General features: G+C 40.5%; 24 protein-coding genes. 19 read left to right on the top strand and 5 right to left on the bottom strand.

Features of this window, described 5'->3' with window-relative positions; all coding sequences use genetic code 11:
- Positions 1–8: 8 nt before the first annotated feature.
- The 7 genes from GXP67_RS08390 to GXP67_RS08360 all read left to right on the top strand — a co-directional run bounded on the left by GXP67_RS08390 (position 9) and on the right by GXP67_RS08360 (position 6,891).
- Positions 9–2,855, top strand: coding sequence for a TonB-dependent receptor (locus tag GXP67_RS08390; RefSeq protein ID WP_162442726.1), 2,847 nt, complete (start codon positions 9–11; stop codon positions 2,853–2,855).
- A 140-nt stretch (positions 2,856–2,995) separates the two neighbouring features.
- Positions 2,996–3,214, top strand: a complete 219-nt coding sequence (locus GXP67_RS08385) for a hypothetical protein (RefSeq protein ID WP_162442725.1) — start codon at positions 2,996–2,998, stop codon at positions 3,212–3,214.
- Between the two features lie 122 nt (positions 3,215–3,336).
- A complete protein-coding gene (locus tag GXP67_RS08380) occupies positions 3,337–3,999 on the top strand; it encodes a YceI family protein (protein ID WP_162442724.1) in 663 nt (220 codons plus the stop codon).
- Positions 4,000–4,155: 156 nt separating this feature from the next.
- Positions 4,156–4,617: a heme-binding domain-containing protein gene (locus GXP67_RS08375; protein ID WP_162442723.1), complete on the top strand. Its 462-nt coding sequence runs from the start codon at positions 4,156–4,158 to the stop codon at positions 4,615–4,617.
- Positions 4,618–4,675: 58 nt separating this feature from the next.
- A complete protein-coding gene (locus tag GXP67_RS08370; protein ID WP_162441276.1) occupies positions 4,676–5,107 on the top strand; it encodes a helix-turn-helix domain-containing protein in 432 nt (143 codons plus the stop codon).
- 5 nt (positions 5,108–5,112) lie between these two features.
- Positions 5,113–5,721, top strand: a complete 609-nt coding sequence (locus GXP67_RS08365; RefSeq protein ID WP_232064508.1) for an IS630 family transposase — start codon at positions 5,113–5,115, stop codon at positions 5,719–5,721.
- Between the two features lie 36 nt (positions 5,722–5,757).
- On the top strand, positions 5,758–6,891 hold the full coding sequence (locus GXP67_RS08360) for a glycoside hydrolase family 26 protein (RefSeq protein ID WP_162442722.1): 1,134 nt from the start codon (positions 5,758–5,760) through the stop codon (positions 6,889–6,891).
- Between the two features lie 21 nt (positions 6,892–6,912).
- Here the strand turns inward: GXP67_RS08360 and GXP67_RS08355 are convergent, their stop codons facing one another.
- The 3 genes from GXP67_RS08355 to rpsT form a co-directional block, all read right to left on the bottom strand.
- The gene (locus GXP67_RS08355) at positions 6,913–7,530 is read right to left on the bottom strand and encodes a DUF1684 domain-containing protein (RefSeq protein ID WP_162442721.1); all 618 of its coding nucleotides are present in this window, start codon (positions 7,528–7,530) and stop codon (positions 6,913–6,915) included.
- 80 nt (positions 7,531–7,610) lie between these two features.
- Entirely contained in the window at positions 7,611–8,315 is a 705-nt protein-coding gene (radC, locus tag GXP67_RS08350; RefSeq protein WP_162442720.1) for a RadC family protein, read from the bottom strand.
- Positions 8,316–8,465: 150 nt separating this feature from the next.
- Positions 8,466–8,720 carry a 30S ribosomal protein S20 gene (gene rpsT, locus GXP67_RS08345; protein WP_162442719.1) on the bottom strand — a complete coding sequence of 85 codons (255 nt, stop codon included), beginning with the start codon at positions 8,718–8,720 and terminating at the stop codon, positions 8,466–8,468.
- Positions 8,721–8,844: 124 nt separating this feature from the next.
- Here rpsT and GXP67_RS08340 point away from each other — a divergent pair, with 124 nt between their 5' ends.
- The gene (locus GXP67_RS08340; RefSeq protein WP_162442718.1) at positions 8,845–9,951 is read left to right on the top strand and encodes a zinc dependent phospholipase C family protein; all 1,107 of its coding nucleotides are present in this window, start codon (positions 8,845–8,847) and stop codon (positions 9,949–9,951) included.
- Between the two features lie 263 nt (positions 9,952–10,214).
- Positions 10,215–10,685 (top strand): energy transducer TonB, encoded by a 471-nt coding sequence (locus GXP67_RS08335; protein WP_162442717.1) that lies wholly within the window; start codon positions 10,215–10,217, stop codon positions 10,683–10,685.
- 133 nt (positions 10,686–10,818) lie between these two features.
- Here the strand turns inward: GXP67_RS08335 and GXP67_RS08330 are convergent, their stop codons facing one another.
- Positions 10,819–11,739, bottom strand: coding sequence for a glycerophosphodiester phosphodiesterase family protein (locus GXP67_RS08330; protein WP_162442716.1), 921 nt, complete (start codon positions 11,737–11,739; stop codon positions 10,819–10,821).
- A 264-nt stretch (positions 11,740–12,003) separates the two neighbouring features.
- On the opposite strand from GXP67_RS08330, the gene GXP67_RS08325 reads away from it, so the two are divergent.
- The 7 genes from GXP67_RS08325 (at position 12,004) to GXP67_RS08295 (ending at position 18,471) form a co-directional block, all read left to right on the top strand.
- The gene (locus GXP67_RS08325; protein WP_162442715.1) at positions 12,004–12,939 is read left to right on the top strand and encodes a cation diffusion facilitator family transporter; all 936 of its coding nucleotides are present in this window, start codon (positions 12,004–12,006) and stop codon (positions 12,937–12,939) included.
- A 171-nt stretch (positions 12,940–13,110) separates the two neighbouring features.
- Positions 13,111–13,446: a hypothetical protein gene (locus tag GXP67_RS08320; protein ID WP_162442714.1), complete on the top strand. Its 336-nt coding sequence runs from the start codon at positions 13,111–13,113 to the stop codon at positions 13,444–13,446.
- A gap of 7 nt (positions 13,447–13,453) precedes the next feature.
- Positions 13,454–13,738 (top strand): cell division protein ZapA, encoded by a 285-nt coding sequence (locus tag GXP67_RS08315; protein WP_162442713.1) that lies wholly within the window; start codon positions 13,454–13,456, stop codon positions 13,736–13,738.
- Between the two features lie 152 nt (positions 13,739–13,890).
- Positions 13,891–15,477: a ribonuclease Y gene (gene rny / locus GXP67_RS08310; protein ID WP_162442712.1), complete on the top strand. Its 1,587-nt coding sequence runs from the start codon at positions 13,891–13,893 to the stop codon at positions 15,475–15,477.
- A 234-nt stretch (positions 15,478–15,711) separates the two neighbouring features.
- Positions 15,712–17,010: a Gfo/Idh/MocA family protein gene (locus GXP67_RS08305; protein ID WP_162442711.1), complete on the top strand. Its 1,299-nt coding sequence runs from the start codon at positions 15,712–15,714 to the stop codon at positions 17,008–17,010.
- A gap of 19 nt (positions 17,011–17,029) precedes the next feature.
- Positions 17,030–17,833 (top strand): inositol monophosphatase family protein, encoded by an 804-nt coding sequence (locus tag GXP67_RS08300; protein WP_162442710.1) that lies wholly within the window; start codon positions 17,030–17,032, stop codon positions 17,831–17,833.
- An 80-nt stretch (positions 17,834–17,913) separates the two neighbouring features.
- Positions 17,914–18,471: a DinB family protein gene (locus GXP67_RS08295; RefSeq protein WP_162442709.1), complete on the top strand. Its 558-nt coding sequence runs from the start codon at positions 17,914–17,916 to the stop codon at positions 18,469–18,471.
- A 185-nt stretch (positions 18,472–18,656) separates the two neighbouring features.
- Here GXP67_RS08295 and map read toward each other — a convergent pair whose 3' ends face one another.
- Positions 18,657–19,421: a type I methionyl aminopeptidase gene (gene map, locus GXP67_RS08290; protein ID WP_162442708.1), complete on the bottom strand. Its 765-nt coding sequence runs from the start codon at positions 19,419–19,421 to the stop codon at positions 18,657–18,659.
- Positions 19,422–20,442: 1,021 nt separating this feature from the next.
- Here map and GXP67_RS08285 point away from each other — a divergent pair.
- The 3 genes from GXP67_RS08285 to GXP67_RS08275 all read left to right on the top strand — a co-directional run bounded on the left by GXP67_RS08285 (position 20,443) and on the right by GXP67_RS08275 (position 23,070).
- The gene (locus GXP67_RS08285) at positions 20,443–20,862 is read left to right on the top strand and encodes a hypothetical protein (RefSeq protein ID WP_162442707.1); all 420 of its coding nucleotides are present in this window, start codon (positions 20,443–20,445) and stop codon (positions 20,860–20,862) included.
- Between the two features lie 68 nt (positions 20,863–20,930).
- Positions 20,931–22,232 (top strand): LVIVD repeat-containing protein, encoded by a 1,302-nt coding sequence (locus GXP67_RS08280; protein WP_162442706.1) that lies wholly within the window; start codon positions 20,931–20,933, stop codon positions 22,230–22,232.
- Between the two features lie 313 nt (positions 22,233–22,545).
- Entirely contained in the window at positions 22,546–23,070 is a 525-nt protein-coding gene (locus GXP67_RS08275; protein WP_162442705.1) for a hypothetical protein, read from the top strand.
- Positions 23,071–23,146: the final 76 nt, after the last annotated feature.

Below are 23,146 nucleotides of genomic sequence, written 5' to 3'. Positions count from 1 at the left end.
ATCTGGGTATGAGAACGTTTACAAAATACTTGCTTCTTCTGGTGATTACATTCCTGGTTTTACATCAGGTGCAGGCACAGATACCAGCAGCTGGTAAAGGAAAAGGAAAAATTACCGGTAAAGTGATAGATGCCACCAATCAGGAAGCTGTTCCCTTTGCAACAGCCGCTCTTACCGATCCTGCTACCGGCAAACCTATTGATGGGGCGGTAGCTGATGATAATGGTAAGTTTACTATTTTAAAAGTATCAGAAGGTACTTATAAGATAGTGATCTCATTCATAGGCTACCAGGATAAAGTGGTTGATAATGTAAAAATTTCTGATAAAAAAGATGCCGTAGATCTGGGTACGATTAAAGTGAGTCCGAGCGTACAGGAATTGAAAGAAGTAACGGTAGAAGCCCAGAAAACACTGTTTGAAGAAAAGGTAGACCGCACGGTATACAATGCCGAAAACGATGCAACCAACAAAGGCGGCGATGCTACTGATGTATTGCGGAAAGTACCCATGCTATCTGTAGACCTGGATGGCAATGTTTCGCTGAGGGGAAGCCAGAATCTTACCGTACTTATCAATAACCGGCCATCTACGATTGCGGCCAGCAGTATAGCCGATGCCTTAAAGCAGATTCCTTCCGATATGATTAAATCGGTGGAAGTAATTACTTCTCCTTCTGCTAAATATGATGCCGAAGGTTCTGGAGGGATTATCAATATCATTACCAAGAAAAATACGCTGGAAGGTTTTTCATTGAATATTAATTCCGGAGTGGGTATCCGTGGTTCTAACCTGGGTTTAAATGGAAATTACCGGAGAGGAAAAATGGGATTCTCGCTGGGTGGGTTTGGCCGGGCAGGGTATAACGTGAGAGGTAACTTTGAAAACAATCAGTTAACCTACCAGTATAATGAGAACGATGGTACGCTGGTTGAAAATTCATTAAACCGTCAGATGGCTGATACCAGAAACAATAACCTGTTTGGTCGTTATCAGCTGGGTTGGGATTATGATATTAATAAGCAAAATTATATTAGTGCTTCTGTACAGTTTGGTACCAGAAACCAGCGTTCCTATCAGGATAATTTATTAACTGAATCTACCCAGTTGCAGACCGGAACTTTCAGCAGCAGACTTCAGGATGTAGATACGAAAGATTTATCCAATAACGTAGATGTGAATCTGAATTATACACACAACTTTAAAAAGCCGCAACAAGAACTCTCCATTCAGGGACAATATAGCCGGAACAACCGCACCAACGACTTTGTCCGGAGTACGCTGGATGAGGATGGTTTTTCTATACTAGAACGTGCTAAAAACCTGAATGACAGCTATAACCAGGAATCAACGATACAGGTAGACTATATAACACCGATTGCCAAAAATCAGATACTTGAACTGGGTGGAAAAAATATTATGCGGCAGGTAACTAGTAATTTCAGATATCTGTCTGCTACGGGTGCTGATGGCGAATATCTTCCTACACCAAACCGTGCTTCAGATATATTCAATTATGATCAGAACGTAACAGCAGGCTATTTTACCTATACTTTTAACTTTTTGAAGAACTACAGCCTGAAAGCTGGTTCCAGGTATGAATATACCACGATTACTGCCCAGTTTCAGAGTGATGGCGAAGAAATCAAAATACCCTCTTATGGAACTCTGGTACCCAGTGTATACATTTCCAGAAAGCTGAAAAACGGCAATATGTTGAAGGCTTCCTATAACCGCCGTATTCAGCGTCCTTCCCTGCAATTCCTGAACCCAAATGTACAGAACCCTAACCCTTTGTTTGAGTCTTTTGGGAATCCGCAACTCGATCCTGAGTTTACCAATAATTTCGAGTTAGGTTATAATACTTATATTAAGAAAACTTCTCTTTCCATGTCTGCATTCGTGCGCAATACAACCGGCGCTATACAATCGATCAGAAGGCCAAAAATAGGACAGGAAGAAGTAATCCAGACTACGTATGAGAATATTGGCAGTGAAAATGCCTATGGATTGAATGTGAATGCCAATGTGAGTATCTCAAACAAATTTTCATTGAACGGCGGTGGAGATATCTACTATGCTGTATTGGATAATAATATTGCTGATTTTCTGTACGCAGCTCATAACGAAGGTATTGTATATAACATCCGGGGTTTTGCCAATTACAGCCTTACAAAAGGGTGGGGCTTACAAATGTTTGGTTTCTACAGAGGCCGGCAGGTAAATCTGCAGGGTATTCAGGGTGGTTTTGGTGTATACAGTCTCAACATCAGAAAAGAGTTTAATGAGAAGAAGGGCAGTATTGGTTTTGGGGCAGAAAACTTCTTTACTACTTCTATCAGAGTGCCTAACACTGTAGAGTCGCCGCTTATTAACCAGAAAAGCATTAATACCATGCGGAATATGAACTTCAAGATCAATTTCAGCTATACCATTGGAAAAATGAGCATGGACGGAGGTTCCCGCCGGCGGAGTAGATCCATCAATAATGATGATGTGAAAGAAGGCGGTGATAATGGCGGACAGAATGATGGAGGAGGTATGCAAGGGGGTGGCGGACAAGGTGGCGGCCAAAGACAAGGTGGTGGTCAGGCGCCTACGCAGGGTGTAAGGCCACAAGGACAAGGCCAGCGTCAGCAACAAGATAGTACTCTGGTAAAACCTGATCAGCAACAATTTCCTGGACAAGGACAGGATTCAACTGGTGTAAAACAAGAGCCTGCACAATTACAGCAGCAAGATAGTACGCAGGTAAATCCTGCCCAGAAACAATTTCCAACAGGGCAAAAGCCACAAACCACTCCCGCTAATCAGGGACAACTTGTGGTGCCTGCTGGTACGCCTAAGAAAGATTAAGTTTCTATACCAGGAAGACGCCGGCAGTGTTAATTGCCTCTGATCAATCCTGGTAAAAGCCCAATAATGAATTAAAACGAAATTTAGAAGGCACATATCCGTTTTATGTATCAGCTCTAGAGCTATATTTATTCAACTTTATGATTATTCCTTGGCTACATACACCGTATTTGAATTTAACTCACGTAGCAAGTAAACTTTACGGCAGCAAAAGCCGCTTGCATACACACCGGCTCCAGAAGAAAATGAATAGTATTCTTCCTTTTGAGCAATGGGAATTGCAACAACTGGAGAAAATTAAGCATGATTTGTTTTACCATTTAGAGCAAGGTACGCCAACAGAGAGTGTAAGCCAGTAAACATTGCATGTAATAATAATGAAATGTTAGCAGGCTAAACTATATCAGAATCAGTATTTTATCGTTTCCCTAAAACCAAACAATTAATTTTTGTTAATTTTTTAGTTCTAACCTTTTAGCCGATGAAAACAATTCAAAAAATCGCACTCTCCGTATGGGTACTGACACTGGTATTCAGCTATACGGCACTTACTGCAGGTAATGATCCTGGGAAGAAAACAGCTTTAAAAGCTAAAGCCACAACCCTGACAGTAGATCCGGCAAAAAGCCAGCTGATCTGGAATGCAAAAAAAGTAGGCGGTGAACACACCGGCAATGTAAAGCTTTCCAAAGGCTCAATGACGGTACAGGGCAGCAAGCTGACGGGCGGAGTTTTTGTGATGGATATGACCACAATTACGGACACCGACCTTACGAATGCCGATTTTAATACAAAACTAACTACTCACCTCAAGTCCGAAGATTTCTTTTCTGTAGAAAAACATCCTGCTTCTACTTTTAAAATCACGAAAGCAGAACCTATTGCAAAGGCTAAAGCTGGTGAAGCTAATTATACCATTACTGGTGACCTGACTATCAAAGGAATCACACATTCCCTTTCTTTTCCGGCTACTGTAAAAATCAACGGAAATATGGCCGAAGCTACTGCAAAGTTCGAAGTAAACCGCACAAAATGGGATATTAAATACCGGGCCGCCATTATCGGAACAGCCGCAGATAAAATTATTGATGATAATTTTACTATTGACCTAAAAGTAGTGGCTGGTAAACCTGAAAATAGTTAATTTGTAACTCGCACTGTTTGCATACAAAAAAGCCGCTTGTTAAAGCGGTTTTTTTGTATGCCATACTTTATAATCCATACAATAGTACATTTTAAAATACAAATTCTGTAAGTTCGGCCTCATTAAATGATCGTCATTCTGAAGTATATTTAAATTATGAAAAAGAAAATATTAATTGCGCTGCTTATTATTTTAGTAGGTATTCAGTTTATCCGTCCTGCCCCGAACAACGGAGAGGCCAGTGGAAATAAGGATTTTACCAATTATGTACAGGTACCTGAGCATATAAAAACTACGTTGCAGGCCTCTTGTTTCGATTGCCATTCTAATCATACCAATTATCCCTGGTATGCGTCAGTCAACCCCATAGGCTTATGGCTTAACCATCATATAGAGGAAGGTAAATCTGAACTTAACTTCTCTGATTTCTCTACCTATGACCTGAAAAGGATGGATCATAAGCTGGAAGAAACGGCAGAAGAAGTGCAGGAAGGACACATGCCTCTTCCTTCTTATACACTCATTCATACAGATACAAAACTAAGCCAGGAGCAGGTAAAACAAATTGTGGAATGGGTAAAAACAGAACGGCAGCGGTTAAATGTACCTAAGCAATAAGTGTATAAGTAAGAGTACACAATTAAGTATAAGATTTTGGCAAATTGTATCTTTGCTTATGCGTTATATCAAGAAGATTACAGACAAGCAAAAACAAGACTTAGAGAAGATTCATAAAGATAGTAAAAGTTATCAGGAACGTAACCGTTGCCAATGTATACTGTTATCCAATCAAGGCTATCAAGTACAGAAGTTAGCAAGCATTTTTCAAGTAAGTCAGTTAAGTATTTATAAGTGGTTTGATCGCTTTGAGAAAACAGGTGTGGTAGGGTTAAAGAACCAAAAAGGGAAAGGCAGAAAACCCATCCTTACTACCAGTAATGCTACCCATGTTGAAGTAGTGGAAAATAGCATAGAGAAAGAAAAACAACAACTTAAATTAGCTAAGCGAGAGATAGAAGCTAAATTAGGCACGGCTATGAGTGAGATGACCTTGAAGCGGTTTTTAAAAAAATTGACTACCGATGGAAACGTTTCCGTAAATGGATAAAGCCATTGCAAAACAAAGAAGCATATGAGCAGAAAGTCAAGCGATTACATGCTTTGCTTTATTTGGCACAGACAGGCAGTATAGATTTATATTTTGGAGACGAATCAGGGTTTTGCCTTACCCCTTGTGTACCTTATGGATGGATCAAAAAAGGCGAACACGCCCCTATTTTATCCCAAAGAAGTACAAGGATAAATGTATTTGGCTTGTTAAGTACAAATAATGAGTTGCTTACTTATCAGAAAAGTGGGAGTCTAAACGCTGACTTTATCATTGAATGTGTAGAGGCCTTCTCAACATCTATTTCCAAGTTTACTGTCATAGTCTTAGACAACGCCTCCTGGCATACATGTGGCCTATGGGAAGTCAAAAAAGAAGAATGGGAACAGAAAGGATTATACATCTTTTTGCTGCCTAAGTATAGTCCTCATCTTAACAGGATCGAACGATTTTGGAAGCAGGTGAAATATCATTGGCTCAAAGCCGAAGACTATCTGTCTGTAGAAGCGCTTAAGGAGGCACTTTATACCATCTTTTCAGGATTGGGTACTTACTTTAAACTTGATTTTAAAAAACTTGAAGTAGATGAAAATATTATACTTAATTGTGTTTAATTACTTAGTAATTTATTTTTTTAACTATCCTTAGCTATGAGCAGGTTGTATATAGTACTTATCATAACGGCTTTATTTTCGTGCTTTTCCCTGCCAGAGCCAGTTGGTAAAAAGGGAGTAACTGATGCGAAAGCCACCAAAGAGACAGTTGCTTTATTCAATAATCTGCAAAAAATATCTGAAAAATACATTTTGTTTGGTCACCAGCATGCTACTGAATATGGTCATGGCTGGTATGGTGAGGAAGGACGTTCAGATGTTAAATCTGTTACCGGCTCTCATCCGGCGGTGATTGGCATAGATTTCAGCGGATTATCCGGGCGTTCCCAGGAGGAAATTGAGAATAACAAACAATCGCTTCGGAAACAAATTACGGATACCTACAACCGTGGCGGAGTTATTACAATTGCCTGGCATTTTACCAATCCGGTTACACCCCAAACAGGTTTCTACTGGAAAGACTCTGTTTCATCACCGGCTGTAAAACATATTATTCCGGGTGGTTCTCACCATGCACAATACAAGAAAATCCTGCAAACTGTATCTGAACTTGCCAACTCAGCAAAGGGAGATGATGGAAAACTGGTGCCAATGATCTTCCGTCCTTACCATGAGCTGGATGGAGGCTGGTTCTGGTGGGGAAAACCTCATTGCAGCCGCGAAGAGTTCATATCTCTTTGGCGTTTTACTGTAGCATACCTGAGAGACAGCCTGAATGTGCATAACTTCTTGTATGCATTTTCTCCTGACAACAAATTTAATTCGGAAGCAGAGTTTCTCGAGCGCTATCCTGGCAATGAATGGGTAGATATGGTAGGCATGGATAACTACGGAGATTTTGGCCGCAATGGCAGTTACAATCTGGAGGCAGGAATAAAGAAGCTTAAAATTGTTTCAGACTATGCCCGTAAAGCCGGGAAACTGGCTGCTTTTACTGAAACTGGCTTAGAATCTATTCCGGATACGGATTGGTGGACAAATTCTTTGTTAAAATCGCTGAAAGCCGAAAAAATGAAAATGGCATATGTACTGGTCTGGCGGAATGATTCGAAAAGCCCTACACATTATTATGCACCCTATCCTGGTCATCCCAGTGTGCCTGATTTTATGAAGTTCTATCAGGACCCTTATACTTTGTTTGAAACTGACCTGCCGGATTTATATAAGTAAAACAAAAAGGAATAGAAGCGCTTATTTAATAAACTCTTTCTCACCAGCTTTTATCTCAATATCCAGCTGGTTTTCTGCCGGCGGTATCGGACAGGTAAAATTATCGTTGTACGCACAGAAAGGATTATAGGCAAAATTAAAATCAATAATAAGTTCTTCGTTATTGTCGAGTTCTAAATCGAGATACCTGCCACCGCCATATGTTTCGAAGCCATTGGTTTTATCGGTAAAAGGCAGAAATAGCTCGTCTTTGCCGCCTTCTTCATCCATTCGGAGCAATAAGAGAAGCTTATGGTCTTTGTCCCTCAGTTTAAAAGTAGCGTAGCCATACTTAATAAAATTTTCAACTTCACCCCCTGTCATCCGGATTTTCAGCCGGGAAGTATCTTGCGTTAATTCAATGTTTGCTTTGATGCGGTAAGTAAGGTCGGGAGGGAAATAATTGAGTTCAGTGAAGCCTTCTTTTTTAACAAGGGGCGATTCATCAGAATTTTTGAAAAACTCATCTTTTTCGTTTCTGAATTTGGTAAGTTTCTCTACGTAGCTATCGTTGGCCTGGGTATCGGCAAAAGTATATATTAGGATCAGAATAACAGCAGCGATAATTCCGTAGAAGTAAATAGCATTTGTTTTTTTCATAACCGTTCGGATTTTGCCTTGCTGAAATCCGAATTTAAGCCGAAAAAGACCTAAAATCCAAATTTGTATCCCAACTGATTTTACAGGATGCCTTCATCGGCAAAACTGAAACAGGATTTATCTGCGAAAATCACGTGATCGAGCACTGGTATTTCCAGCAGTTTGCCGGCTTCTTTCATACGGCGGGTGATATCTTTATCAGCCTGGCTGGGCATCAGGTTTCCCGATGGATGGTTGTGTACCAGAATAATACCACTGGAAAGATTTTCCAAGGCGATCTTAAAAATGATCTTCGGATCGGCAACCGTTCCGGCTACACCCCCTGCGCTTACCTGTACTTTTTTTATAACGGTATTAGCGCGGTTCAATAAAATTACCCAGAATTCTTCGTGCATCAGATCAAGCAGGTGAGGAGCCATCAGGTCATATACATCGTTGGAAGAAGTAATGCGAATTTTCTTTGGACCTTCACTTTCTCTCCTTCTCCTTCCCAGCTCAAGCGCACTCATGATACTAATGGCTTTTGCTTCTCCGATACCCTTAAATTTTTTCAAGTCTTGGAGGGAAAGTTTGGCAAGCTCATTCAGGTTATTATCTACATTATTAAGGATTAATTTGGCAAGGTCTACTGCACTCATGGAGATGGTACCAGAACCGATCAGAATGCCAATCAACTCTGCATCGGAGAGGGCGGATTTTCCTTTTAGCATCAGTTTTTCACGCGGACGATCTTCTTCAGCCCAGCTTAAGATCTTCAAATTGTGAGGGTAATTGTCTACGTTCATAAATCCTGCTATTTGAAAAAGGTTGCGTATTTTTTGCCGGAAATCTGGCTACTTAAATAAGTATCCTTAATACAAATGGAAGGGATGTATGTAAACAAAAAAACCTTGTGTGTGTACACAAGGCTCAGTAAGGAAAATCCGAATATGTTACTATGCTAAACTGTTTACCAGCCGGGCTAATTTAGATTTGTTGTTAGCCGCTTTGTTTTTGTGGATGACATTCTTTTTGGCAAGCTTGTCCAGCATGGAGGCTACCGTCTTAAATAATTCCTGTGCTTCTGCCTTATCTTTGGTATCTCTCAACCTTCTCACGTAGCTACGGGTAGTTTTAGCTTGAAATTTATTTCTTACACGCTTGGCTTCGTTTGACCTGATTCTTTTTAAAGCGGATTTATGATTTGCCATTTTCTTGTATAATTCTTTGCTATGTTCCTGTTTCTGTAAAGGATTGCAAATGTAAGCTAAATAATAATAATTACAAAATAAGTGAATAAAATTTAGATAGCTTGCTTGCATCATCTGTTTGAAAATGACCAAGTATATTTTTGCCTTTCTGCTGTGTATGAGCATAGCTATACAAAGTTATGGATGGGGATTTTATGCCCATCAGCGCATCAACCGGCTGGCCGTGTTTGGATTACCTCCAGAAATGATTGTTTTCTACAAGCACTATATTTTGTACCTGACTGAAAATGCCGTAAATCCGGATAAACGCCGCTATGCTGTAGATGGAGAAGCACCCAGGCATTACATTGATATGGATGTATATGGCGATAGTGCTTTGTATAAACTGCCTCACCACTGGAAAGAAGCCGTAGCAAAATATACGGAAGATACCCTGCAAACTTATGGCATCGTACCCTGGCATATCAACTTTATGAAGTACCAGTTAACCGAAGCATTTAAACAAAAAGATGTAAACCGTATCCTGCGTATTTCAGCAGACTTAGGCCATTATATCGGCGATGCACACGTACCGCTGCATACTACTGAAAATTATAACGGACAACTTACCGGGCAGCATGGCATTCATGGCTTGTGGGAATCCCGGTTGCCGGAGCTTTTTGCTGCCAACTATGATTTTTTCTCAGGCACCGCTACTTACCTCACAGACACCCAGGAAACAGCCTGGCAGTCTGTAGCTGGCTCGCATATGGCTCTAGATTCTGTATTGCGTTTTGAAAAAGAACTCACCAAACAGTTTGCCGAAGATAAAAAATACAGTTTCGAGCAGCGGGGCAATATCACTGTCCGGGTATATTCACAGGCTTTTTCCAAAGCTTATCACCGGATGCTGGCCGGACAGGTAGAACGGCGTATGAAAGCTTCTATCAAAATGGTAAGTGATTTCTGGTACACGGCCTGGGTGGATGCAGGCCAGCCAGATCTGGTTGAACTAACGAAATTCGATTTTACTGAACAGGAAAAACAGAAACTGGAAGAAGAAAAACAGCAGTGGGAAAAACGGCATGTTCCTTCTCGTCCGCATGAGTCTGGTTTGTTTCAACTCCCTTCAACTGGAATCACCTCTTGCGAACATATACATATAATTGGCGATGAGGGAATACCAAGCATTCTAATGTCTGTTCGCAGGAGGAAAAATACTTTCTCAGAAAGTAATGCTTTATTCGAGTAGAAATAAGTATTGAGAATATACTATTTAGCAAAAAATAGCCTGTTGACTATAAAATGTTAACAGGCTATTTTCTTTAATCTCAAAATTGCCATCAGGTATTATGTGGAAAGAAATTCTGGAAAGAGAAGGGCTAAATAACAAACTAGTTTGGCTATTTTAAGTCTGTATGAAAAGAAATAAAGCTAATAGGAAAGCGTTAATAATTTACCACAGAATGCTTTTACCCTCAGCAATTTACGTATTAAATCAATCATCTAATCCTAATGTCTGCTATGAAAACGAACTTGATTTTTGGTTTTAGTATTATTCTGCTTTCTTTCTCTCTATCGTATGGGCAACCCAATAATAGATTAGTAGTATGGCTACCATTATTTAAAGAGGCAAAAGTACCTGATAATAAAATTCTGCCTGTATTTCCGGGTGGTGAAAACGCCTTAAATAATTATTTTTATACTAATTTAAAGCAAGCAGAAAAGGAACTTGGAGAACCTATCATAGGCTTTGCTAACTATGAGAGCCGGGTAAGTTTTGTTTTGGATGAAAATGGAAAGGTACAAAATATTGAATTGGTAACTGACTCCCCAAACTTTGCAAAGATGGATCAAAAGCTAATAGAAATGGTTAAAAAAATGCCTGATTGGGTTCCCTATGTAGAAGCTGAACTGAAAAAATCTCTTAAAGTTGGCCTGGTAATAAGTTATAATGATAATACAGCGCACCTTAAATTTGACTAGCTAAAATGGCCTACATAACGCCGCAATTTCTATTGACACATTTATACTTTTTGGATTGTATACAGGAAAATGGCTAAATGGTTGCTCCATATAATCAACTCCTGCTGAAACTTATACTTATAAACTTTACTACTTACTTCTTGAAAAACTTCCGTTTAGAGCTTTTCTTGAGAATGAGTTCCTCAATAGAAGCTGATGCCTCAATAGGTTTGTCTGTAGCAAGAATATCTGCTCCGTTTTTAACAAGGTTTGCATATACATTCGTTTGCCGGGCTTCTGCACTGCGGTCCAGGTTGCCAATAGTGCCCAGAATACAAGAAATACCTTTCTGATGCAGAGCTTCATATAAAGCTGGTTCTGGTTCAGTAATTCCTACAAAGGCTACTACATTTTTAGGAGGAATACCAGATGCCTTGAGCCGGTTTAGTTCTTCTATATTTCTACAGGTTACAGAAATCACCAGGCTGGAATCCAGTTGATGATATTGCCGGACAGCTTCCATGGAGTAGGTAATAATGACAGAGTATCCCTCCGCCTTTTCCTGTTGTATAGCTTGTACAATTTTCTGTGGAGGTACGCCCCGTTTTACATCTACGGTAAGAATCGTTTTGCCTTTCGCCCATTGAAGTACCTGCGCTAAGGTTGGAATAGAATAAGGGGTAAGCGTTCCGTTATTGTCTTTTAACTTCAATTTCTGTAATTCCTGCCAGGTTTTATCTGCTACTTTGCTGGTTCCATTGCTGGTACGTTCCAGCTTATCATCATGCATCATCACCAGCATACTGTCTTTGCTGAGCTGCACATCACATTCGATTAAGGCATATGTATTTTGTAGTGTATGGTCGAAAGTAGCCAGGCAGTTTTCAGGAAAACCAGGAGCAGGTCCGCCCCGATGTGCAGATACAAGCGGAATACGGTCAGGCGTACGGCGCAGAAATTCCTGTAATTCGTTTGCATGCGTAGTGCGTATAAAATAATTCTGGCTAAAGCTGCAAACAGGTAAAAACAGAGCCTCAATAAAGAAAATGACCAGGATTGAAACGGCAATTCTCATACAAATTAAATAAATGCACCACAAGGTTACGAAGAGTAATTCGAAACACTAAGATGAACATGTATTTTTATGCTAATTTGAGGCTGGCATGTGCAACTACCCGGCTAGTTTAAATTACAGGAAGGTATATTTTATTAAGGTACATAAATTATATTTGCCAGAGTAGACATATGGGCAGGGTTAAGTATAGAGCTTGTATCATTTGCACATATATGTGTTTCAACACTAAAAAACATATACAAACCATCAAAGACTCAATTTATAATGGCAGGAGGTTCTTCTAAAGCAGGTATTTATGGCGCAGTAGCGGCTAATGTAGCTATTGCTATCACCAAATTTATTGCAGCAGCTTTTACAGGTAGTTCGGCTATGCTATCTGAAGGCATCCACTCAGTGGTAGACACTGGAAACGGACTGCTGTTATTACTGGGGCTGAAACGAAGCCTTAAGCCTGCCGACGAACAACATCCTTTTGGGCATGGGAAAGAATATTATTTCTGGTCGCTGATTGTAGCTGTACTTATTTTTGCAATTGGCGGGGGTATGTCGGTCTATGAGGGACTGATTCACCTGCAGCACCCGGAACCTATCACAGATCCCTTCTGGAATTATATTACGCTTGGGTTTGCCCTGTTTTTTGAAGGCATGTCTTCCTATATTATTCTCAAACAAATTGCTGTGGAACGGGGAGAGCAAAGTTACTGGCAGGCCATTAAAGCCAGTAAAGATCCGGCCGTATTTGCGGTGTTGTACGAAAATGCAGGAGCCATATTCGGGCTGATGATTGCTTTTATTGGCGTTTTTCTGGGACATACGCTGGAAAATCCTTTTATTGATGGTGTGGCTTCAATTCTGATTGGTCTGGTGCTGGTAATAATTGCCGTCATGCTGGTGAACGAAAGCAAAGGCTTACTCATCGGAGAGGCAGCTGATAGCAGGCTGATTAGTCAGATCAGTAAACTGGTACAAAGCGAACCTTCGGTAGAAAGTTTTAAAGTGCCTCTTTCCATGCACTTTGGCCCGCAGGAAATTTTACTGGTGCTCAATGTACAGTTCCGGCAAAATATGTCTACTGCTGATATTGAGCAAGCCACCAATCGCATTGAAAAAATCATCCGGACAAAATATCCGGAAGTAAAACGTATATATATTGAAGCCAACCGGCCAGCACAGGTAGAGGAAAGCCTTCGTAATAAATAATTGAACAGAAGCCGGATCTAAAATACGAGTTGCCTGTAGGAATAAAATTTACTCATAAGTAAATCATCAGAACCAGATTATAAACTGATGATGGTAAAGGTTTGAATACTAATAAATACTATTCAAATTTTTAATATTTTAATTTGTAATCCTACTTAACAATCGCCTGTTATGAAAAAAGAAGATCTACAAGCCAGATTTGAAACCCTGGAGAAAAAAACCCTGCAGTTGATAGATATCTGCGATACCTTAAAGGCAGAACTCAAGCAGGCAACCCAGGAAAATGAGGAATTAAAACTAACTGTGAAAAAACAGGCGGCTGAAATGAAAACGCTGGCCAAAAAGCAGGAGAGTAATCAAAATAATTTTCAATTTAATCATAAAATGATTAAACTTGTAGATTCAATAACTGCAGATTCCAACGAAACTACAGATATAAAGGCAAGAATAGACGAATATATACAAGAACTAAATAAATGCATCGCTCATCTGAGTCAACACATATAAACTGGTAATGAGTAGTCTTTCATTAAAAATAAAAATAGCTGATCGGGAATACCCAATTAAAGCACCGGCTGCTGAGGAAGAAAGGCTGCGTAATGCCGGAAAAGCAATTAACGATAAGCTCAGATTGTATAAGACACAATTTGGTATTGATGATAAACAGGATCTACTGGCCATGGTTGCCATAGAATGTATGGTAGAGAAAATCCGGTCGGAAGAAGAAACCTCGGGTTTCACTTCCGCAGTTTCAGATAAAATTGAACGTCTGGACAATCTGATTACTTCTGCGCTTTGATTGCATCTGGCTGAGGCACAAAGATTTGTATGATTAAGATGTATTTATTTGATTAGATTTCTTCTTTTCGTATCCTCCCTACCTTTATGAAGCTATAGTTTCTAAGGCTCTGCTTTTTGTACATATATTTTACTTTTTAACTACAAAAAGATATGCCAGACTTAGCGTACACGTTAATAACCAGTATCTTCGCCTTAGGGGCAGGAGTACTGATTGGAAGAATACTGTTGCGGAGAGTATTCAAAAAGAAAGAAGAAGAAGCCCGCGAGAAAGCCAGACAAATTGTGAAGGAAGCTGAACTCAGTGCCGAAAATATCAAGAAAGACCGCATTCTGGAAGCCAAAGAGAAATTTTTAAAACTAAAAGCTGAGTTTGAGGAAGAATCCAATAAGAAGAAGCAGATCATTATTACCAACGAAAATAAACTCAAGCAGCGGGAACAAAGTCTGGTTCAGAAAGAGCAGAACATCGCCAAAATGCTTGAGCAGAACAAACGCCGGGAAGCCGAATTAGATAGCCTAAAAGAAAACCTGACCGAGCAAATGGATATAGCCGGGAAGAAACGGGACGAAGCCGAAAAATTACGTACTTCACAGGTAGCCAAATTAGAGAAAATAGCCAATCTTACCGCCGACGAAGCCCGTGATCAACTGGTAGAAGCCCTGAAAGATGAAGCCCAAACCCGTGCTTCTTCTTATATCAAAAACATCGTAGAAGAAGCTAAACTTACTGCTACCAAAGAAGCCAAAAAAGTAGTAATCGAAACCATTCAGCGCACGGCTACTGAGCATGCGATTGAGAACTGCGTATCAATTTTTAACATAGAAAGCGACGATATAAAAGGTAAAATCATCGGACGGGAAGGCCGGAATATACGTGCCTTGGAAGCTGCAACCGGTGTTGAAATTATTGTAGACGATACTCCTGAAGCCATTATTATTTCCGGTTTTGATCCGGTACGCCGGGAAGTGGCCCGCTTGTCGTTGCACCGCCTGGTACAGGATGGACGTATTCACCCGGCACGTATCGAAGAGGTAGTAGCCAAAACCCAGAAAAACATCGAGGATGAAATTGTTGAAATGGGTGAACGTACCGTGATTGACCTGGGTATACATGGCCTGCATCCGGAGTTAATTAAACTGGTAGGCCGTATGCGTTTCCGGTCTTCTTATGGGCAAAACCTGTTGCAGCACTCCCGGGAAGTAGCAAAATTATGTGCTACGATGGCATCTGAATTAGGCTTGAATGCAAAGATGGCCAAACGTGCCGGATTGCTGCACGACATTGGCAAAGTATGGCCGGAAGAACCAGAATTGCCACACGCTATTCTGGGCATGGAACTCGCCAAAAAATACAAGGAACACCCAGAAGTGTGTAATGCCATTGGCGCTCACCACGATGAAATTGAAATGACTTCCATTATTTCACCCATTATCCAAACCTGTGATGCCATCTCCGGTTCAAGGCCAGGTGCCCGCCGGGAGGTAATGGAATCATACATCAAACGGTTGAAAGAACTGGAAGAACTGGCTGTAGCGTTTCAGGGCGTAACCAAGTGCTATGCTATTCAGGCTGGCCGTGAATTGCGGGTAATGGTAGATGCCGAAAACGTAACCGACGAAAAAGCCAATTTGCTCTCCTATGATATTTCCCAGAAAATTGAGAAGGACATGCAATACCCCGGCCAGATCAAAGTTACCGTTATCCGTGAAATGCGGGCGGTAAGTTATGCTAAGTAACAAAGATATTTACCATATAGAAGAAGGGCTTCAACGCCCTTTTTTTGTGCTTTAAATTATGTTTAATATATCTAACCAGATTTTATGTAATATGCTGCCCATGTTTATAGAGCCATGCCAATAACCAATAACGAACAACCATCAATCAAAATTGAAAGTATTTTCTAGAGAAATTATATCCTTTTAAAGAAATAATATTTATTTTTCAAGCCCGAACATTCCACCTTTTTAACTATGAACCGGAGAGACTTTATAAAAATATCTGCTGCCAGCTCAGCGTATTCTGCTTTGCCTTTAATGCCTGCCTTAAATTTTCAGAAAACCAAAAAATACAAAACAGCCCTGGTAGGTTCTGGCTGGTGGGGAATGAATATACTACGCAGTGCCATTGCTGCAGGCGAATCTAAGGTAGTAGCTATGTGCGATGTAGACCAGAATCAACTATTGCCAGCTATGGCAGAAGTAGAAAAACTGAGTGGGGATAAACCCAAACCATATAAAGATTTCAGGGAGATGCTCACTAAAGAAAAACCTGAAATTGTAATTGTGGGTACGCCCGACCACTGGCATCCACTCATTACCATTATGGCTGTACAGCAAGGAGCACATGTATATGTAGAAAAACCAATTGGCCATACCATACAAGAAGGCAGGGCTATGGTGAAAGCAGCCAGGGACAATAATCGGATTGTTCAGGTGGGTACGCACCGCCGGGTTTCTCCGCACAATAAGTCTGGGATGGAGTTTCTTAAATCCGGAAAGGCCGGAAAGATTGGGATGGTACGGGCATTTGTACACTATGGAGGTGGCCCTGGACAGATGGTGCCGGATGAAGAACCGCCAAAAGGAATGGACTGGGATATGTGGTGCGGACCAGCTCCCTTAACGCCCTATAACAAAACGATGCATCCCAGAGGCTTCCGACAGTACCTGGATTATGCCAATGGTACCTTAGGAGACTGGGGCATTCATTGGATGGACCAGATTCTGTGGTGGACAGAAGAAAAGTATCCGAAAACGGTTTTCTCCACCGGAGGAAGAGCTATTAAAAAAGATAATACAACGGCTCCGGATCACCAGGTAGTAAGCTATGAATTTGAGGATTTTACAGCTGTGTGGGAACACCGCCAGTTTGCAGCCAATAATGCGGAAAAAGGCGAAAATGTGGGTTGTTATTTCTATGGAACAGAAGGTACTTTCCACATGGGCTGGCAACAAGGCTGGACATTTTACCCCACTGATAGTAAAAAACGGGTTCTGCACGAAGACCCTAAACTCGATAAACCCGATGACCAGAATATTAGTGCATTGTGGGCAAATTTCCTGCAATCTATAAAAAGCAATAGCTTGCCGGTTTGTGATATAGAAATCGGCCACCGGTCTACTAATATGAGTTTGCTGGGCATGATCAGTTTGAAAACGGGCAGAAGTATTAAATGGGATGGAGAAAAAGAATTGATCCTTAATGACGCGGAAGCCAGCAAATTATTAAGCCGGGACTACCGTGGACCCTGGGAATATCCGAGGGTATAATCTTCAAAGTATTCAATACATGCTTTTTCAACCATTCCTTTCTCAAACCCTGCAATTAGTTGCTGATATAGCCAGTAAGAATTTTGGCAAAGTGTCAGGCACTATCAAATCTGGTGATTCGAATCAGGTGCTTACCCAGACGGACCTTGAAATTGGCCGTCTTATAATTAATGAAATAGAAAAACAATATCCTGACCATAATATTATTGATGAAGAAGCAGGCGTGATAGATAAAGGTTCTGCCTTTACCTGGGTAGTAGATCCGATAGATGGAACCAGTAATTTTGCTGCCGGTATTCCTACCTATGGCATTATGATCGGCTTACTGGAAAACGATATACCCATGGCAGGTGGCATTGTGCTGCCTGCTTTTAATGAAGTGTATCTGGCAGAAAAAGGCAAAGGCGCTTTTTGCAATGGCGAAAAAATTACTGTGAGTACACAAACCAAACTTATTTCCGGACTGGTTGCTTATGGAATAGATGGTCACCAGGAAAATCCGCAGTTTACCTATGAGGAATGCCACCTGCTGGCAGAAATTGTATTGAATATCCGGAATTTACGCTCCAGCAATAGTGTATTTGACCTCGCCATGCTGGCCAGAGGCAGATATGCAGCCGTACTCAACCGGACGAGTAAAATATGGGATAATGTAGCCCCACATATTTTGATAGAAGAAGCCGGAGGAAAGTATACCGGGTTTTATGGAGAAAAAATAGACTATTCGCAGCCGCTCAGCCGCAGCGAACAAAACTTTACATTTTGTGCTGCTTCTCCTGTACTACACCAGCAATTGCAGGCAATTATTCACCGGAAGAAGTAAAGGATTAATTCATTTAATTTATATTGATTTTACTAAATAAACTGTAATTTACAAGCTACAAACCCAATTAACCAATTCTTATGAAAACACACTTATTGCTTAAAACGCTTGCTTTGCTATTCAGTTTTGTAGCATTTAACGGATATCCGGTTTTACTTTTAGCTCACCCCAATCCAATTTCCAAGACCCAGATGGTGGCCGACTGGAAACGGGCCAAAGAATTTACCAAAGAATACCTGGATGCTATGCCGGAAGATGGCGTAAATTACAAGCCCAATCCAGAGGTTCGCAGTTTTGCTGAGCAGATGATCCATCTGGCGGGTGCTAATTTTGCTTTCGCTTCAGCTGCTTCCGGAAAAGCCAATCCATATGCTGGTAAGAAACTGGAAACGATGGAGGAATACAAAACTAAAGCTGCACTTTCAAAACTGGTATTAGAAAGTTATGATTTTGTGGTGAGCGCCTTGGAAGGAACGGCTGATGCCAGTATGGGAGATAAAATAAAGTTGTTTAATATGGATACTACTAAAGAATTAGCCTTTCATAAAGCTTTTGAACACCAGACTCACCACCGCGGACAGGCTACTTTGTATCTGCGTATGAAAGGTGTGAAGCCGCCACAAGAGAAATTATTCTGATAGATTAAAGATATAGCAGATTACAACATTTGAAAATTGATTATTTGCATTTATTATTTTAACAATCGAAGAAATAACCAGAAAGCCAGTTACAGGTAAGTAGCTGGCTTTTGGTTTAATAAATCGTTTCCAAAACAAAATCTTCTGCTGTGGACTGTCGTCTGTGGTCCGTGGGCTAAAAAGAACTAATTCCAGATCTGATTAGCTTCTGTGAGAATAATAGGAGTATGGTCAGTAATGAGGATGGTATGCTCATGCTGGGCTACAAAACTTCCATCTTTGGTCACCAGCGTCCAGCCGTCGCCTTTGTCATGGGCAATGCTGGCTCTGGTAGAAATAAAGGTTTCAATGGCTACTACTGAATTCTTTTTAAACCGCTGCCGGTTCATAGCGTCATAATAATTGGGTATTTCACTAGGTTCTTCGTGTAGTTTTCTGCCTATGCCATGGCCCACCAGGTTTTTTATTACCCGGAACCCGGATTTCTTTGCTTCTTTTTCTATAAAACCTCCTACTTCGGCAATTCTGACACCGCCCTTGATTTGCTGAATGGCTTTGAACAAGATTGTTTTGGAAGCATCCACCAATACTTGGTGATTATATAAATCGTTCCCCAATACAAATGAGCCTCCATTATCTCCCCAGAATCCATCCAGTTCTGCTGATACATCAATATTCACCAGATCACCTTCTCTCAAAATAGTTTTATGCGAAGGAATACCATGGGCTACTTCATTATTTACACTGATGCAGGTCCAGCCGGGAAAACCATAACTTATTTTGGGAGCTGATCTGGCACCAAATTCTTTTAAAATGGCTCCTCCATATTCATCAATTTCTTTGGTGCTCATGCCCGGACGAGTGTATTCACGCATTTTGCGAAGCGTTACACTTACCGCTTCACTTACTCTCTGTATGCCTGATAATTCGATTTGTGAAGATATGGACATAGGTAATGTTTTGATTAGAGTACAAAAATGCCGGAATAAAAGTTTACAGGGTGCAAATTGCCTGTTTATGTACTCATTTAAAAATGAGTGTAGGTGAAAAGCCAGTCTACCTTAGACAATGGCCGACTTCTATTAGCAAGTAGTCAATTGTATTTGCTAAATATCTATTTCAATTGAGTGAATAAAGACTTTGTATTAGGGAATAGCCATTTGCAGGAAACAAACATGCATTTAACCTGTTAAATAGCCATCTTCATTTAACGAATAAGCACTTTGTTCTGTATAATTGCCAATTTGCTTTGTTGAGTATCCGATGCAAAAGGCATAATTACAAACTTAATCTATTTAATAAAGAGTCTTCTGCCAGGAGTTTGACCAAATGGCAGGTTAAATAAGAGGTTTATTCTTGCAAGTAGTCATTTTGTTTTGTGGAATAAACGTTTTAGTTGCTTAATTAAGCATTTTGTTTCTACTTACAAGCAATTTACCCGAAGCTAATTACTTCATGCTCATTAGTAGTGCTGTAAAGATTAGATTCCGACTTTCTTTCGGAAATAGGGCAAATAGAAATATCCGGCAATAGCGCTTAATAGTAAAACTATAATAACAGCAATGCTGGCTTCAGATATAGTTTCTATTCTTAACCATCCAGATTCAGTTACTATAAATAACAAGATATAGCCTAATACAAAGATGTTAACTATGATACCCACTTTTAGATAAAAATTTGAGTTCTTCATACTATATGATTTTATGTTTATTCCACATTATTTATGGCTTAGATAATTACTCAGCGAACTATATTTCTAAGATAGAATTCTTTTAGCTTATATGCTATCTAAAAACAGATTCCATGTTTGAAATTAACAATTAAATTGTCTGAAGCCAGTTTCCTCAAACACCTACTGATTGACCTGCTAAATTTTTAATATTTTTTCTCGCCTTGCAACCATCTTTTCTATGCCTGGGTCATTAAAGTGTAGAAGTTCAACGTCAAATTATTCTTTTAATAATACCACCGATGATTACCCTGAAAAGCAGACTGAGAAAAATGAAATCCCTGGCAGATTATGGGTTATATGGCCTGTTATTATTGCTTTCATTGCTGCTGCTGAGTGCGGTTACTTCCTGCCAGAAAAGTGAAATCGTGCCCGCACAAGCCTGTGGAACAACGGCAACTATACGCGATTTACGGGGCGTGGACGGCTGTGGATTTGTGCTGGAACTCGATAATGGCGAACGCCTGGAGCCAGTGTATGACTATGGCTTTTGTGGTACACCGCCCTTGCCTGCTCCTGTTATCGATGATGTGCAATTTATAGATGGCAAACGGGTAAGCATTGCCTATACCGAACGGCCTGATCTGGGTAGTATCTGTATGGTTGGCAAAGTAGTAGAAATTACCTGTATCAGCCTGGTTACTACAAACGAGGAGAATTAGTCCAGGTTCTCTTAGCTGTTTTTTACTCTAACCTGATTCTTTTATAATACCCAAACCTTTATCCAGATATGAAACAGAAATTACTTATTAGGGTTCCAGCCTTTACCAGCCTGCTCTATGTATGCATGTTCCTGCTGTACAGCGGCTGCCAGGATGAATGCGAACGTACGCTGACCTATACTTTGTATGAGCCGGTTTACCTGACCTTTGATGAATTACGGTCATCGGTAGCCAGGCAGGCCGCAGAACCTGTACGGGAAGCCGGAAAGATATATATCATTGGCAATTACCTGCTGGTAAATGAGCCTGGCAAAGGTATTCATGTGTTCAATAATTCAGATCCTTCAAAACCAGAGAATCTGGCGTTTATTAACATTCCCGGCAATATAGATATGGCTGTGAAAGGCAATATTCTCTACGCCGACAGCCATGTAGACCTGGTGGCATTAGATATCAGCGATCCGGAAAATATTCATGAGGTAAGCCGGGTAAAAGATATATTTCCAGCCTGGACACGTACTATTCAAGCCGGACAGCAGATAGATCCTAGTATAGGCATTATTACGGACTGGAAACAAACCCGTACCACTCAGATCAGTGAATGTAATACGGCTAATATACAACCCTTTATGTGGTTTGGCAGTAGTTATGCGATGCTTACCGATGCCAGGGCAAATAGCTCACCTGCTCCCGGTGGAGGCAGCAAACCAGGTATTGGCGGTTCTATGGCCAGGTATACTATATATGATAATTATCTTTATACCATCGACCAGGCAAATATGCAGCTGTTCGATATTTCTACGCCAACACAGCCTTTTATGATGAATGCGATTAATATAGGCTGGAGTATAGAAACGATTTTTCCTTATAAAGATAAGCTATTTATCGGCTCTCAAACCGGCATGCACATTTACGACAATGCCAATCCTGCCAGCCCGGTACATATCTCAACCTTTGCCCATGTACGCAGCTGCGATCCGGTTGTAGCCGATGATAAATATGCCTATGTAACCTTGCGGAATGGCAACACCTGCGGCGGTTTTATCAATCAACTGGATGTGGTGGATATTAGTGACCTGGCGGCTCCCAAACTGGTTAAATCCTATCCTATGGGAAATCCACATGGCTTAGGACTTGATGATAAAACGCTGTTTATTTGCGATGGTACGTTCGGACTGAAAGTATATGATGCCACTGATCCGCTTGCCATTGACAAAGCACATCTGGGTACTAAACCCGGACAAGCCTTTGATGTAATTCCTTATGAAAACATAGCCATTGTGACCGGAACCAATGGTATTTCCCAGTATGATTACAGCGATCCTAAAAACTTGAAACTGCTGAGTGTTATTCCGGTAGCAGCCGAATAAGAATTTTATAATACCTTTTTACAAGGTAACTGAAAAATATAATGAGTCTCCCATCTTTTACTTGATTACATAAGGGTGGGAGATTCAACTAATTAAAATACAAGTCAACCAGCTATGCGAAAGATTATTTTTAAAGTAGTAATGATTATAAATGTAAGTTTACTTGCCTTTGTAGGGCAGTAGATGAATTGCCTGAATATATGCAGGATTCTTTACAGAAAAGAGTAAAAAAATCACCGGTCTTACACATTGAGCCTGCTGAAAACAGTCTGGCTGTATAACCCTGCTGTCTACATTCAAACAGATTGAATAGATGAAATACCTGTTTACGTGTTTTTTATTATGTAGCTTGCTTTTTTCCGGCTGCGAATCTGCTAGCCCCAAACCAGAATATTCGACAGGACAGGGTGTTGAAATCTATCTGGCAAAACAGGTGAATTCATACAAGTGGGATATCGATTATTCCCAGTTGAATCTGGATACAATACAGCTTCAGACAAAGCCTTTTCTCAGCTATAACCAGATAAAATCCTACAACCCAGACAATAATACGGCAACGCTTACCATTCCGCTTAGCCAGTTAAGTGGCTTTCAGACCAGCGTACATGGGCATATGTTTGTAGTTACAGTAGATGGCAAGCGGCAGTATTGTGGTTTTATTCAGCCTTTATATTCTTCGGCCTATCTGCCCTGGATTGTCATTAATGAACCCCTGGAGGCAGAAGGAAAAGATAAAAATCTGAAAATACATTTTAACTCACAGGCAGCAAATCAGGACCCCAGGAATAATCCCGAAATTATAGAAAGGCTTCAGAAAGACGGGAAATTAGATAAATAAAAACGCTACACTTGCGGATGTGAAAAAGCTGGTAGCCGGAATAATGGATTTTAAACAGATGCAAAATTATTATTCA

The sequence above is a fragment of the Rhodocytophaga rosea genome (genome assembly GCF_010119975.1).
GTDB classification, from domain to species: Bacteria; Bacteroidota; Bacteroidia; order Cytophagales; family 172606-1; genus Rhodocytophaga; species Rhodocytophaga rosea.
The sequence above is the reverse complement of the archived record's forward strand: the minus strand, read 5'-3'. Positions and strand labels throughout refer to the sequence as shown.

Coding starts and splice junctions, on each gene's coding strand:
- GXP67_RS08355 (WP_162442721.1), bottom strand. CDS start 7,530: ATGAAAAAAACAAATGCTATTTACTTCTACGGAATTATCGCTGCTGTT.
- GXP67_RS08275 (WP_162442705.1), top strand. CDS start 22,546: ATGAAATACCTGTTTACGTGTTTTTTATTATGTAGCTTGCTTTTTTCC.
- GXP67_RS08375 (WP_162442723.1), top strand. CDS start 4,156: ATGAAAAAGAAAATATTAATTGCGCTGCTTATTATTTTAGTAGGTATT.
- GXP67_RS08390 (WP_162442726.1), top strand. CDS start 9: ATGAGAACGTTTACAAAATACTTGCTTCTTCTGGTGATTACATTCCTG.
- GXP67_RS08385 (WP_162442725.1), top strand. CDS start 2,996: ATGATTATTCCTTGGCTACATACACCGTATTTGAATTTAACTCACGTA.
- GXP67_RS08300 (WP_162442710.1), top strand. CDS start 17,030: ATGCTTTTTCAACCATTCCTTTCTCAAACCCTGCAATTAGTTGCTGAT.
- GXP67_RS08360 (WP_162442722.1), top strand. CDS start 5,758: ATGAGCAGGTTGTATATAGTACTTATCATAACGGCTTTATTTTCGTGC.
- radC (WP_162442720.1), bottom strand. CDS start 8,315: ATGAACGTAGACAATTACCCTCACAATTTGAAGATCTTAAGCTGGGCT.
- GXP67_RS08320 (WP_162442714.1), top strand. CDS start 13,111: ATGAAAAAAGAAGATCTACAAGCCAGATTTGAAACCCTGGAGAAAAAA.
- GXP67_RS08325 (WP_162442715.1), top strand. CDS start 12,004: ATGGCAGGAGGTTCTTCTAAAGCAGGTATTTATGGCGCAGTAGCGGCT.
- GXP67_RS08315 (WP_162442713.1), top strand. CDS start 13,454: ATGAGTAGTCTTTCATTAAAAATAAAAATAGCTGATCGGGAATACCCA.
- rpsT (WP_162442719.1), bottom strand. CDS start 8,720: ATGGCAAATCATAAATCCGCTTTAAAAAGAATCAGGTCAAACGAAGCC.
- GXP67_RS08280 (WP_162442706.1), top strand. CDS start 20,931: ATGAAACAGAAATTACTTATTAGGGTTCCAGCCTTTACCAGCCTGCTC.
- GXP67_RS08370 (WP_162441276.1), top strand. CDS start 4,676: ATGCGTTATATCAAGAAGATTACAGACAAGCAAAAACAAGACTTAGAG.
- map (WP_162442708.1), bottom strand. CDS start 19,421: ATGTCCATATCTTCACAAATCGAATTATCAGGCATACAGAGAGTAAGT.
- GXP67_RS08305 (WP_162442711.1), top strand. CDS start 15,712: ATGAACCGGAGAGACTTTATAAAAATATCTGCTGCCAGCTCAGCGTAT.
- GXP67_RS08340 (WP_162442718.1), top strand. CDS start 8,845: ATGACCAAGTATATTTTTGCCTTTCTGCTGTGTATGAGCATAGCTATA.
- GXP67_RS08335 (WP_162442717.1), top strand. CDS start 10,215: ATGTCTGCTATGAAAACGAACTTGATTTTTGGTTTTAGTATTATTCTG.
- rny (WP_162442712.1), top strand. CDS start 13,891: ATGCCAGACTTAGCGTACACGTTAATAACCAGTATCTTCGCCTTAGGG.
- GXP67_RS08380 (WP_162442724.1), top strand. CDS start 3,337: ATGAAAACAATTCAAAAAATCGCACTCTCCGTATGGGTACTGACACTG.
- GXP67_RS08330 (WP_162442716.1), bottom strand. CDS start 11,739: ATGAGAATTGCCGTTTCAATCCTGGTCATTTTCTTTATTGAGGCTCTG.
- GXP67_RS08285 (WP_162442707.1), top strand. CDS start 20,443: ATGATTACCCTGAAAAGCAGACTGAGAAAAATGAAATCCCTGGCAGAT.
- GXP67_RS08295 (WP_162442709.1), top strand. CDS start 17,914: ATGAAAACACACTTATTGCTTAAAACGCTTGCTTTGCTATTCAGTTTT.